Origin of the sequence: Metabacillus bambusae (assembly GCF_017497975.1) — a bacterium.
In the GTDB taxonomy this organism is placed as follows: Bacteria; Bacillota; Bacilli; order Bacillales; family Bacillaceae; genus Metabacillus; species Metabacillus bambusae.
In genome coordinates this window covers 13,370-27,201 of sequence record NZ_JAGDEL010000032.1, presented here as the reverse complement: position 1 = coordinate 27,201, position 13,832 = coordinate 13,370, and the positions used below count along the sequence as shown (strand labels likewise).

General features: G+C 36.4%; 9 protein-coding genes and 1 pseudogene. 2 read left to right on the top strand and 8 right to left on the bottom strand.

Features of this window, described 5'->3' with window-relative positions:
- Positions 1-10: 10 nt before the first annotated feature.
- Genes I7822_RS26540 through I7822_RS26520 form a run of 5 tightly spaced genes read right to left on the bottom strand, consistent with a single transcriptional unit; the run spans position 11 to position 3,863 of the window.
- The gene (locus I7822_RS26540) at positions 11-1,099 is read right to left on the bottom strand and encodes a PTS fructose transporter subunit IIC (RefSeq protein ID WP_207982064.1); all 1,089 of its coding nucleotides are present in this window, start codon (positions 1,097-1,099) and stop codon (positions 11-13) included.
- A gap of 29 nt (positions 1,100-1,128) precedes the next feature.
- Positions 1,129-1,584, bottom strand: coding sequence for a PTS sugar transporter subunit IIA (locus I7822_RS26535; protein ID WP_243459693.1), 456 nt, complete (start codon positions 1,582-1,584; stop codon positions 1,129-1,131).
- 26 nt (positions 1,585-1,610) lie between these two features.
- A complete protein-coding gene (locus I7822_RS26530) occupies positions 1,611-1,928 on the bottom strand; it encodes a PTS fructose transporter subunit IIB (protein WP_207982063.1) in 318 nt (105 codons plus the stop codon).
- Positions 1,929-1,939: 11 nt separating this feature from the next.
- Positions 1,940-2,377: a PTS sugar transporter subunit IIA gene (locus I7822_RS26525; protein ID WP_207982062.1), complete on the bottom strand. Its 438-nt coding sequence runs from the start codon at positions 2,375-2,377 to the stop codon at positions 1,940-1,942.
- Positions 2,367-3,863, bottom strand: a complete 1,497-nt coding sequence (locus I7822_RS26520; RefSeq protein WP_207982061.1) for a BglG family transcription antiterminator — start codon at positions 3,861-3,863, stop codon at positions 2,367-2,369. The genes I7822_RS26525 and I7822_RS26520 overlap by 11 nt, the downstream gene beginning before the upstream one ends.
- 305 nt (positions 3,864-4,168) lie before the next feature.
- Between I7822_RS26520 and I7822_RS30780 the strand changes: the two are divergent.
- Positions 4,169-4,444: pseudogene (locus I7822_RS30780) on the top strand (tyrosine-type recombinase/integrase); the annotation flags it as partial.
- A 236-nt stretch (positions 4,445-4,680) separates the two neighbouring features.
- On the opposite strand, the gene I7822_RS26510 reads toward I7822_RS30780, so the two are convergent.
- Entirely contained in the window at positions 4,681-5,970 is a 1,290-nt protein-coding gene (locus I7822_RS26510; RefSeq protein ID WP_207982059.1) for an HNH endonuclease domain-containing protein, read from the bottom strand.
- Entirely contained in the window at positions 5,970-7,940 is a 1,971-nt protein-coding gene (locus I7822_RS26505) for an AAA family ATPase (protein WP_207982058.1), read from the bottom strand. The genes I7822_RS26510 and I7822_RS26505 overlap by 1 nt, the downstream gene beginning before the upstream one ends.
- Positions 7,941-8,384: 444 nt before the next feature.
- Between I7822_RS26505 and I7822_RS26500 the strand changes: the two genes are divergently transcribed.
- On the top strand, positions 8,385-8,819 hold the full coding sequence (locus I7822_RS26500) for a hypothetical protein (RefSeq protein WP_207982057.1): 435 nt from the start codon (positions 8,385-8,387) through the stop codon (positions 8,817-8,819).
- Between the two features lie 742 nt (positions 8,820-9,561).
- Here I7822_RS26500 and I7822_RS26495 read toward each other — a convergent pair.
- Positions 9,562-13,623 carry a HigA family addiction module antitoxin gene (locus tag I7822_RS26495; RefSeq protein WP_207982056.1) on the bottom strand — a complete coding sequence of 1,354 codons (4,062 nt, stop codon included), beginning with the start codon at positions 13,621-13,623 and terminating at the stop codon, positions 9,562-9,564.
- Positions 13,624-13,832: the final 209 nt, after the last annotated feature.

Sequence of the window (13,832 nt, the reverse complement as noted above, 5' to 3'; positions counted from 1 at the left end):
TACATTTTTCTTAAATAATTTTAATATCATCTAAATCAATATCATCTTCTTCAATTTCTACTTCCTCGTCTTCTTTCACTTTTTTCTTAAGCAAAGCCAAGGCCAACCCTGTTACAAGAACATTCACTAAAATGGCTACAGCTCCTGTCCATGGTTGCGACATAGTAGGTAACATCAATACGCCACCAAATGGTACAGTTGCATCTGCTCCTAACACCATCGTCGTTGCTCCACCAGCCGCTCCACCAATCGCTACTGCCGTTACACAACGAACAATATCATTCATAACAATCGGAATGACACCTTCAACAATATTAATAACACCCATTGGAACTGCCGATTTCAAAGTCTCAATTTCTGATCGTGTATATATATTTTTCCTAAACATTTTTGCAATAAAGTAAGCTAACCCAAATCCAATTGGTGTTGCTGTATTTACTAATTGTAATGCTGTAATGGGTCCATTAATTCCTTCTGCCTGCATGGTCAATACGAAGGCAAATACAGTCTTGTTAATTGGGCCACCAAAGTCAACTCCACTCAATAAGCCTACAACTCCACCAAATACTAACAATGAAGAAGTCCCTAAACTGTTTAATGCATTTGTTAATAATGATGTAAAAGCAGCGATAGGGATACCAATAATGTAAACCATGATGAGCCCGCCAATAATGGAGGTGAAAAATGGAACAATTAAAGTTGGCATTAATCCCCTAGCCCAGTTAGGAACTTTAAGATGTTTAATAATAGCTACGACAAGATAGCCCGCTAAAAATCCTCCTAAAATCCCACCAATGAATCCAGCACCAATTGCATTAGCAGTTAAACCAATAATAAAACCTGGAGCGACCCCTGGTTTTCCTGCAATTGAAGCAGAAATCCCTGTTGAAATAACTGCAGGTAGTAAACCTAAAGCAAGGGCTCCCATCTTAGCTAAAGAATCCCAGAAGGTAAAAGGTTGTGTTAAGTCAGCACCACCATTACCTCCAAAACCCATACCAATTGCGATTAAAAAACCTGCTTCACAAACAATTGGAATCAAATATGAAATTGCCGTCAATAAATGACCTTTAAGATTTAAATTTTTTATTCCACTCATTTTTACCCCTCCTATTACTACTAGTCTTTTTAATTACATAAAGCATCTTTCACATCTTCAGCATTTTTCGACTGTAGCATTTTCTCAACTATTTCATCATTACCTAATTTCCTTGCAAATAGAGATAATAATTTTAGATGTTGTTGTGCTCCATCATTGTCTTTTCCAACAGCAAAAAGAATGATTCCCTTTACACCTTTCCCGTCGAGTGTCTCCCAAGGGATTTCTTTTTGCGTAATCCCAATCGCTACTCCAATTTTTTTTACAGAATGACTATTACCATGAGGAATAGCAATATAATTTCCGATTCCAGTTTGTCCAACTGCTTCCCTAGCATAAATATCTTTTAAAAACGCATTAATATCTGTAATGTATTCATTTTGTAGCAACACCTCTGCTAGTTCTTGGATGGCTTCTTCCTTACTATTAACATTTATGTTGGTTTTGATTGAATTTATATCGACAATATCTTTTACTTCCATCATTTTCCCCTCCTATTCGATAGCTTAAATTATTTCTTTTGACTTACAACCTCTGCCGCTTTTTCAATTAATTTATTTGGTGATTTAACAGCGATTTCTGTCGTAACTTGGATGATTCTCTTTCCTTCAAAACGTTCTCTTCCTGCGATTTTAACATCTGCAGCTAAGATCACGATGTCTGCTTCAGCTATTTGTTCTTGAGTCAATTCATTCTCTGTTCCAATCGTTCCTTGTGTTTCAATATGAATAACATGGCCTGCTTTCTTTCCAGCATTCTCTAATTTCTCCTGTGCGATATAAGTGTGGGCAATCCCAACTGTGCATGCTGCAACTCCTACTATTTTCATGATTATTCCTCCTAATTTTTTGAAATTTCTTTAATAAAATTTTCTTTTTCATCACTATTCAATAATCGGTTTAAATACTCTTCATCTGCTAAAGATCGGGTGAATAAGGATATTTCCCTCTTCATTTGAACGCTTTCATTTTCCTTTAATAAAATAACAATCAATAAACGGATATCCTTTATCTGGAAACCCCATGACTGGATTGGATTTGCTAAACGGATAAATAGTATTTGACTCTTCTTTACTAGATTGCTTTCGATATGAGGCAACATTACATGTTCAGCGATTAATGTGCTGCCTACTTTTTCTCTTTCATTTAATTGATTGATGACTTCCTCTTTTTGCGAAAGATTATCCTGACATACGATTTCAGAAATAAAAGAGTGTACTTCTTCTTTTGTTTTTAACTCACAATTAAAATAAATTTGATAGATTGAATTAATCTCCATGATAAATTTCCTCTATCTTTCCCTGAAGTCTCTTCTGGTCATCAATTGTAAACATCGCACTCACTAATAAATAAGGAATGGGTACTTCTTCCTTAATATGAACAGTACTCAGGATCAATTCAGCATCTGAGTATTTCTCTTTTAACATTTGTGTATTTCGTGATGCTACTACATCAACAATTTCTAACTCGGGAAATTTCTTTGAAACTTTTGCTTTTAATAGTTCTGAAGTTCCAATTCCTGTCGTACACATGATTAGTATTTTTATAGGGCGTTGATGTCTGCCCGTTTCAATAGCTTTTGCAAAATAGAGGGTGATAAACCCATTTTCATCGTCATTTATGGCTGGTAAGTTAAATTTTTCACTTACCAATTCGGATACGTTTGTTACGCCCAAAAATACTTCTTCATACGTTACCTTAATCTGACTTAACAAGCTGTTTTTAATTCGAATTTTATGCACTAATCGGTTAAGCATCGGTTTAATATGGTTGGCTAACTCAGTAAAAATAGACTGATTGTCTATATCAATTCCTAAGCTAGTACTCATTCCTTCAATATATGCTTTAGTCACTTGTATAACTTCTGATGAATAAGCAGAAGTTTTAGCAAGAGATCCCTGCATTCTTGATGACACTAAATACTGATATAGAAAATAAATCTCACTATCTGGCAAAGAACTGTTTAAATATTTTTCAATATTATGGACAATAGCTCTTGCGACCGGATACAATATATCTTTTTTCATATTTTCCATTTCTTCATTAGAAACCTTATCAGTAAACAGTCTGGTAGGAACTTTTCTTGAGCGACTTAGTAGTATATATAAATGCGAGAAAATGTTTACATTATATGGATAGGGAATCGTTATATCTAAATCTTCTTCGATCTTTCTTAATTGATCCGATATAAGCAAAACATCATACTGATTAAAATTAAGTTCTTGATTCCTTTTTAAATCATCAATATCAATAGTATTAAAGATTTCAATAATATCTTTAATGGCCTTCCGAATATTAACTTCTTCCCCTATTATGGCTAGTGTTCTGTTTTTTCGCTCTAGAACTAAATTGTACTTTTTAAGCTCTTCGCTCATTATTTGTTCGTCATTAAAAGTAACGGAGTCTCCTACATTATAGTGACTAAATAAATGGTAAACATTTATAGGTTTAGGCGAAGACAACAATAATTCTTCCATAATTCGTTTACGTCTCTCGTTAGGAGAAAATTGTATTTCTTTGTATTTATTATTGCTTTTTTGATAATTAATAAATTTTTCGTAATCTAGTTTATACCCTCTCCCTCTTTCAGAAATAATTAAAGGGCCATCCTCGTACTCGTACTCGTTGTTAATTTTATTTATTAAACGATATACTGTTTTTTGAGAAACATTTAGTACTTCTAGGAGATCCTTCGAAGTAACATAATCTTGATTTTTCGAAAGAAACAGTAACAGATCTTGTTCATGGTTACTTTTTGAACTCATCTCCTTGCCTCCCTGATATTATATTAACCTATAATATTGTAAACGGTTCGCTAAAAAATGACCGTTGCAACGGTCACTTTTTTTGACATTCTATAAGCTTTTTCTAAAGTTACCTCTATTAAAACGTTAATAGAGGCAAGAAACAGTATCCTTGCCTTTCTAAAAGTCCGTAAGCGCCATAATTAACTTGACATTTATTTATATCAGATAGGAAAATCACTGTTAAAACGATAGCTAAATAAACAAATCATAATGTATTAAAATATCCCGAGGAATCAAAAAAATACGCTGGCTTTCCAACTTATCCAAAGAAATTTGAAAACAGAATGACCCGCATTTTAATAATGACTGATTTAAATCATGAACTGCAGCCTCACTCACTCCGCCACAGTCATACATCTATATTAGCCGTACTTGGATTTGATTTAATAGAAATTATGGACCGCTTAGGTCATACCATAGAGGAAACAACTGTGAATGTGTATCTCCATGTAACAAAAGGAAAGAAAAAGAGACCCCCAACAAGTTCAGTGAACTCATTAGGGGTCTCCGTTAGACAAATGTTAAATTTTAAGTTTTAAGGACTAACAGAAACTTAGAGCCTAAAGGGCTGGGGGGCGATTATTACATCATGCCGCCCATTCAACATGACATAGAATAACCAAAAACAGACCTAAAAAACTGTTGATATGTTAGGGGTTTACTTATTAATTATTAATAAATAAAAACAGAATCTAAAAATACTATGAGCAAAATTATGAGCAATTTATCATTAGTAGTGGCTATCCTTTTTACCCGTAACCGCCAAAAATCTCCACTAAACTTTTACTTTACTACCATCTTCAATGATCTTTTTTAGCTGTGTAATAAGGTGGTCATTTCCAGTAGTACTTAAGAAACCTAACTGCTCAGCAAGGTCGCGTCTTAATTTTAGAAAAGCTTCGTCATTCAGTTTGCTTTTGTCATCAATAAACCCAATAATGAGTTGCTTTACATCATTTACACTATTAAAATAGTGAGCATTATCTTTATACAGCCTTTGGATATATTCATCTGGATAGGAAATCCTTTTTGTAATCATTTCCTTTACTTGCCCTCGATGGTAATTATATAACGTTTCAATTTTAAAGATATCGATATGTTTCATTATTTCTGGATTGGTACCGAGGATTTTAATTGTAATCTCGTAGTTACGTATATTTGCTCTGAATTTGAAGTAATCACTGATATGATCCTCATAAGGACTAATGCTGTCAAAGCTAAATTCTCTATCACCTTTTAAAGATTGGTTACACGACTTACATACTGGTACTAAATTATATAGTGACATTGAGAAATAAGGAAATTTGCTCTTGGGTAAAAAGTGGTCAATGTCCGCCCGCATCTTTCCGTTATCCGAATAAATCGGCGTAATATACTGGCGGTTACAATAAGGACATACCCTTAACCCGCTCTCCATAATAAACGCATAGTCGTTCCATTCCTTACCGAATATTTTATGCTGTTTAAAATTATCCATTGTAATGTCACATCGTCGCAGCTCACGGAATGCTGCCTTACACTCACTAGCCTTAAGATGCCGATCTTTCGGAAATACCTCATTAATTTCCTTCTTTCGTTTTGGATAATTGGTCTTTAATATCCTAACCATCTCATAGTAGACCTTCTCATTATATCTTTCCTCATCTACAATAATCTGAGCCTTTAGTTTAATATAGTGATACAAATCTTTAACTTTGAACTTTTCATAGCCGAACAACTGATAAAGATAGTCTTTATATGACTGTTTAAGAGATGGATGGTTCAACTCAATCATTCTCTTAATTAACGGAAATTTTTTCTGTATCTCTTCATTTAATTCTTCTAATTTATATTTTCTGCCTATTGCAAAGTGTTTATATCTATTTTTGACAAAGCCGATAAATTGAAAATGCTGTTTTTGGAACTTCTTCTTAAAGACATTTGGGTCTTCCTTCAATAATCTTATTTCCTTTGTCTTATATTCATAATGTTTTCTTCGACTTTTGAGTAGATCATTTAGAATATTTTCTTCAAAATACTTCAGATGCTTTTTCTCTATCTCATGTGAGAGTTCAATTTTCCTCATTATTCGGTATCCTTCTCGCTTAAACTGATTATATGTTGAATTAGAAGATTTCTTTCCTCAGATGTCAAACCATTATACAAGTTGATTGCCTCTTTAAGTGTCTCCGTTTGGTAAGCCATTTCAACTTCTTTCAGTTTAAATTCAAAAGCCTTTCTAATAATAGGTTCACCAATTATGCTAATAATTGACTTGTAATACTCCAAGTTATGCTTGTTTCTGCTTTTTGGATCTTTATTTTGTGCTTGTTTAGCCAGTACATCTAAATCGTTACCCACATCTTGTATAATCCGGTTTGAAAAGTGACCCGTTGCTTTATCTAAAAAGAATGCGTCGGTAAATAAGGTATGGATGTTCTGACCGAACGTTTCTTGATGGTTGTTGGCAGAGTCATTTATACCTTTTTTTAGATAGATGACATTGCTTTTAGGAACATCCGATAAGAGAATTGGTGAATGTGTTGTCAAAATAACCTGCACCCGACAACTCCGAAACAAATCCGAAACCAATTTTAATAAAACGTCCACGTACATTATTTGCCATTTAGGATGGAATGATAAATCAGCTTCGTCGATCAAAAGTAACACATTATCGCATTTTACTTTTCTTGTAAAGTAGTTATAAATCCTGCCTTCCCCCCTAATATTAACATCCAGGACAGAATACAACCTAGCAAACAGACTCAACATGTTGCTTTCTCCTGTACTTAATCCCCATGAGAAATTCAAAAAGTAAAAGGGTTGGCAAGTTTTATTGTAATGGGCAAAGAATTCCTGAAAATATTCTTTATTAGAATCATTAAGTTTAATATATATTGTGTCAGTCTCTATATCACTTATTTCAAATTCAAACAAATTATTGTCATCTAGCCACTTAAGGAAATCTTGGTACGGAGCTACCCTGTTTGCATGATTTGATATCCTCTCTAGGCTATCTCTTAACCTAATTAAATAATTACTAATATATAAGAGCAGAGAACCTCCTTGATATGGCTGATATGCTGCAATTAAACAATCTAACTCATGTAGCCGTGTATCTTTTGTAGTATTCGGTTTAGCCACTTCTATTAATGCATTTAAAAATAAGTGTTGAACCATATTAAAGACCCTTACTTGTTTTGGATCCAACTGCTTTATCCATTCTGGCTGATGAGTCATATTCACTACAGAAGTGATTGCTTTCTCTATTGACTTGTTCCTTTGTGAGTTCCCTTTGGAATCTTTAACATGATTAATTAATAAATCTCCTATAACATCATTTAACCGATCCCCAATTAGTAAAGTTTTTACTTTTAAAATATCGGGTAACTTAAACGGAATAATTGTACCCATATTTTTATGATTATATCCATATAAGAATTTTAATTGTCTATATACTTCATTATTGAAATAATTGAGAAGAGGATTCTCATCAGATTTGATATAGTTCATTTCACCATTCCGGAGAAAATCATCTCTTATTAGTCCGCCTAGGGAGGCATCCTTCACATTTCCAACCTTTCGATATGAATAATCATTAAGATCCAGTACATTATTCATATATATTAGTTTAGTTCGTTTCATTACTTGCCGAAATTCACTTTTGCTCACAGGGCTTACCTTGACAGTTTTGCATTCCTTAGTAGTCATGTTTAGCTTGTTCATATTATAGCTAAAAACTTTCAACTCCGAATTATGATAATCATAAAATGCCCCTAGAAACTTTCCAAGGTGGCCATAATCTTCATATGTACCCAAAAATTCAATAATACCTCTTAAAAGTGAGGTTTTACCTGCCCCATTATCACCAACAACAACACTCAAGTTTGAAATGTTCTTACTATAGAGGACAGGGTTCATAATTTTTGTATGCGAGTCAGAAATAGCTAGATTACTAGTTTCTTTGTTGTATTTAAATTCAAACATATTACTAAAGTGAAATCCTGTATCTTTAAAGTACCCATATTTTTCAACCCACAAATATACAAGCTCCAATATTTTTCTCTCCTTAAAACACTATTTTAACGCTAAAACCAACAATCTTGGCTCAAGAAATTAAACATTTCAATTTTATAATTACAAAACTAGAACTGGAAAAGCCAGTGTATTGAAAGCCTATATTTTTAGGCTTTCTTTCATACCTTTAAGAATGGATATTATCTACTAATATCTATTTGGTGGTCAAAAACGAATGCTATACCGATTATTTTTCACCATGAATAAACTAGATTACTGAAGGGTGAAAGTTCTTACTTCCCTATTACTTTCAAACTACCCTCTATATCCAAATTCACACCGTCCTTATAGCCCCCATGTCTTTCGACTTTAATTTACCGGAGGCATGCAAAATCACCATCCATCCTTGGACATTTGTAGTTCCTTTCAGCTATCTAGGCATGGTAAAGTAAAAGATGGAATAAAGAATGGGGGAACCACTCGGTGCACGTAAATAGAACATTATTAGACAGACTAAAAAAAGATGTATCAGTTAAAAGAACTTTATCACACGGACATTCAAACATAACAGGCGAATTGGGAAAAATCATCCCACTAATAGAAAACCATGTAAAGCAAAGTAGTGTCGAAAAATCCTCAAACTGGATGCTTTACAAAGACCTCTGGTTGCAAAATGAATCTGGACATTTAAGAAGTTCAGCCAGACACAGAAATTACACTAGAGGCAGTATTATCATGTCTATTGACTGGGGCACAATTAACATTGGCACCGAAATTAGATATCCGCACCCCGGAGTTGTTTTATATGACCAAGGTGAAGATTGGGTTATAGCAGCACCGATAACAGCTGCAAAGATTAACCATCAAACTCAACAACCAGTGATTCACCCTCCTTTTGAGGTACTGGCATTCAAATAAAACATTCAACCTGAAGACCAAAACGAATACTGGTTTAGAAAACACTCCGTAATACAGGTAGACCAAATACAACGCATAAGTAAATATCGTGCAGTGAATAAAAACAGCTACAGAATTAAGCAAAATTTACTGAACCAAATCGACAACCTAATATTAGAATATTATATACCTGGTAAACATGCCCTTTTGGAAAAGTTGAAGACCACGTTACTTAATAAAAACGAGGAATTAAAAGCAGCCAAAGCTGAAATACAAAGGATAAAAGGCGAAGCTTGATTATTAGAAAGTTCTCCAAAATTGCGAAAAACATCAAAAAATATGCAAAATTGGACCAAAATGACGATAAATAAAAGATTCAACTTGTTGACAGTTGTTCACGGTTGTCTTTATAATTACATTAAGGTTGGTAGTTTTGAACAACTAGTTTTGTTTAAAACCCATTATTTGAAGATTGGTTCTTGTAACCAATAGTAAGCACCCTGCACTCTCACAAGGAATGCAGGTTTTTCATTTTTTCAGGTTTTAATTTTCTCTTGTCGGGCATATTTATTACTAAGGTTGGCTAATAGCCAGTATGGAAAGGAAGCTGGGGACTCACAAGGTGCCCAGCTTCATTACTTACAACAGCAAAATCTCACATAAGGCTCATTTTTTGCAGAGCTAGATTCCTCTACAAGTTTGCCTCTTGCCATCCATTTTTTTCAAAACCCCTCCTAAACACGCTTGAGTTCTAAAGCTGACCCTAGTCAAGTAAGCGTCTTGCTACACCCGCCAACTGATCCTCCCTAATAGCTTCGTCGTGATAGGATTTCGCAACTTTTCTTAAGGTAACTGCGACCTGTGGGTAACTAAATTCCAAGGCCTTCGCCCATTTTTCATACATTCCAGCCAGCTCTCTCTCTTGATCACCACCTTCTCCGCGCCATTGGACACCGCGAGAGTTATAAACCCCCACTATTATGCCCCTAGAAATTTTATCATTTAAGACAGAATCAAGGGCTTTACGAACTGGTTCACATGGCCAAACGCCATCCTCACCGATTGGTGCTTTGGAAAATAAATTTCCAATACAAATATCGCATACATCTCCGCGGGAAAGTTCTATCGAAGCCTCACGAACCTTTTTAACCCAGTGCTCAATTCTTTTCGAGTCTAGCTCACCTTCGCTATTATGCCCAGGAATGGATGATAACTTTTCTAAAAGTCTGTGTGATGCAGTTGCAAGCTGTTCCCTCACCTGCTGGTTTGGAACACGGAGCTCTTCTGGATCCTCTCCTCCATCAGCCCTCTTGTACGCCATCGCTACAGCTTGAACATAGAGTTCTGGATGTTCCTCTATATGCTTTTCAAGATTAGGAATATTAGACCCTTCATCCGAAAACGCATCAATAAATTGAAATTCTAACCCTGCCATTTGGTCAACAGGGATTTCTCCACTTTTTGTTAGAAGTTTAAATGCTTCTTTAACATGATAACTGTCAAGCATGTAGGTTCCCTTAGGTTCAGTAGAGCAGGTTGTTATTGCAGAAATCAGCCTGAATAAGAGCTTCGGCGGGATTGCTTTCAAGTTATACTGAACGTTTCTAAAAGCAGCTCTAGGTCGATTTACACTAATGAGTTGGTCAATGGCATATTGCATGTTTTCTTGTCCTAAATTTCCAATTCCATTGGGGATAATATCTTTCCAATATCGCTCCTGCACCGGGGCTTCTAGAGTTTCAATAATATCCCAAGTCTCTTTAATGAATGGTGCCTGTATTAACAGAGATACAGTGTCAGTAGACTCATATTGCTTAACCATTTGTGGGATGAGTTCGAAGTCACCTTGACTGACTAATGCTTCCATCACTCCCGAAATAATTGATTGCCGGACGGGCGACTCTCCCAATGGGCCAATTCCTATAATATTCTCGACAGCTTTTAGTAACTCACTTCTGTCTGTAAGGATATTGGACAGTAGACGCCCAATAATAGTTGAACATTCTCCACGACTTGCTAAATCCAGAACACCTTGTATTCCTTTTTCAGACATTATTTCCGAGAGAGCCTCAAGTCTGAGAGCCTCAGTTTTTGCGGAACGTGACTTATAATCTAGGTTTTCCTCTTCCAACTCTTCATAGGATTCTTCGACCCACGGACTTTTAAACAGCCAAACATAGTGTAAAATAGTATCGGTTGGCTCTAAAAGCTCATAAGTTCTTTGAGCATGCCCCTTAAGCTCTATATGTTTATTTTTAGAGCTGGCCCGGAGCGAGAAGATACTAGTTCGTATCCTTTCACGAAGAATAGATTTTTCAGTATCATCTGCTGTGTAGCTCCACGTTTCAATAAGATCCCAAATACGTTTATGGTATTCCTCAGGAAGTTCCCCTATGCACGAGACCAAATCACCAAGTGTACCAGCATTATGGGTTCGCCAGTTTAACGCAAGTTCAAGTGCCTTCCTTGCAAAGATACCTGTTTCTTGTCTACTCACCAGCTCGCCTGCCCCATGAGCTTCAGTCCGCCAACGAGGCTTATAACTATAGGAACCGATTCTTGAATGCCCATTAAACTGTTCAACACACAAGGACCACCCTATTTTTGGGTACCTTCTTACTAAATATTCAAGAGCAGCAGTTCGTTCCTCTAAAGATGCCGTTGTTTGGGGCATCCAGCAGCGAAAAATAGCACTTAGACTTTCTATCGGCTTATTTACCCAATTATCGTTAATTTCAGGCTTGGCAAGTTCAGCAAGAATTTTTATCACTCTCATAAGATATTCTGATGACCAAGCAATACTCTCCAAGGCCCAAAGTAAACCCGTTCTAGGATTCCGTCCAAAAAATCCCGCTTGAACAGATCTCATAAGACCAAGAGATTGAGGTTGACTAGAATTCAAATCTTCAACCAGGATTTGAAGAAACACATCCGGAGTAGCCTCTGCGTACAAGGGCAAATTATCTGATTGGGCTTCTAATTTACGGGTTGTCAAAGGACAAAGAAGTGATTTCACCAAAACCTCAATCTTATACTGAACATTCCCCATTCTCTCTTGAAAGAGTGCATTCCCATAAACCGCGAGGAGAACTAACGTTTCACCAATACCTTTTCTTAGAGCTGAGGAAATTTCTCTCGTTTTACCATAGATACTAGCTGCCCACCGGTTTTCTTCTGGAAGATCCAACGAAGGATCATCCTCGGACAACACAAGCTCCGCCACATCGAGGAAGCGGTCAATGTCTTCACTTGTCAGCCGCCTGTAAATAGCATAAAGAGCGTCAATTTTAGAGACTAATCCCCGCGTATAGCCAATAGACCAAACAGGACTATCTTCTAAATGAAGTAATTCGATAAACTTGCTTTCTAATTTCTCGTATTCTATTTCACCGGATAGAAGTGAAAGTATTTCCTTGTCCCCTTCGTTATTAGCCTCCCAGGTCCCTGCAAAAAGAATCCCGGAGAGAGTATTTGCTATTTCCTTATCAGACACCCATTTCGGAGTACGGATTGCAACTAAACTGGACAGCCTTCGTCTTAAAACTGTAAGTGACCTACCAGACTCGTGGCCCAACCTATGAATTTGATCACGATTGTATCCCATTTTCTCGAGCGCCTTACTAAAAGCCTCTTGACCAATCGGCTCAAGAACTATGTCTGCCTCTGCATTAGTCGCATTACGTGGATATAAAATTATGGATCGTATGTCTTTTTTATAGGGTGCAAACTCCTGTTCTACCTGCCGATTTGTTATAACAGCGATGAAATCCGAGTGTTTTGTTGCCAATTTCGATAATGCTCCCGGTTGAGTAAACACCGCTATTCGATCACGAAAAATTGCAAGTTCTGAGTCTTCGGTCGTAAATAAACTGGAAAGAAACGCTAATGCCTCTTCCTTTGAATCACTTGCAATGATTATCGGTTCTAACTTAGCCAACTTTTTAAGCGTGATATTTTTAGCCTTCTCAACAAAAGTATCAAATAGTCTCTCTGAGAGCGTCGGTTCAGTGTCTGCCACCCACCTTTTCCAACAATCATCAAGCGAAATAACACCTTGCGCAGGTATACCTATCTCACCTGCAAGCCATGCCTGGCCTGGAATCGACTGTTCAAGCCATTGTTCAAGATCACTCGCATCGAAGACTAATACTTCTTTCCAATTCTCTTCTGCTTGTCTTTCTTTTCTCCATGCTTCCTTACCCGACCAGCGCATTGGTGTCACGAAAACGAAAGTCATCTCCATTCGAATAGAAGATGTATTCTGTTCGACACTCTTTTTGTAGTCCTTATCCGCCTTTTTCTTTGGGTCATTATTAGTACCAAATTCCCACCCAGATAAGCCAACAGGAACCCACGGCATTCCTTCCTCAGTTTCTAAATATCCATCCCACCCCGGACGCTCAGCATCGTCATTACCAGGAAAGTCTATTTTCTTTATTTTCAACCCAGTCGAATTTATTAATGTCCGTAGAAAAACAGCAAAGCGGGTTCGAGCTTTGATTGTGCACGCCCAATTTTCTATATCATTAGCTTTAAATTGCATAAATGGTGGGATATAGGCCCTTGTTGAAGCTGCCACCCCTTTCTCTTTGGCAAGTTTTGCATTATAAGTTGCCTGCATGTCCAGCAAATGATGCGCACTGATTCCAAATGCTCGTTCCAAACGCGCCGCCATATCAGACGACAGCGAGGAATGTCCATTAAGAAGGTTTGAAAGAGCCGGACGCCCTACCCCCAGCAATTCAGCAGCAGCTTTTACTGATATCTTTTTCGGTATAACATTTTCCCTAATATAGGCACCTATTTTATTTATCGGTTTATTCATCCCTTACCCTCCACCTTGGTTATATTATCCATATTATCGTATCGTGTAGCGTTACGCAATACACATTGTGAATTTTTCCATTTTTTCCAATTGAAAACATCATTCTGAAAACGGCATTCAAGTTTTTTTGAGAAAGCATATATTTTTAGGACTCTTTTATTTTCTTAAAAAGAGAGAATAGAAGTGGGAAAGAAAAATGAGATTTTCGG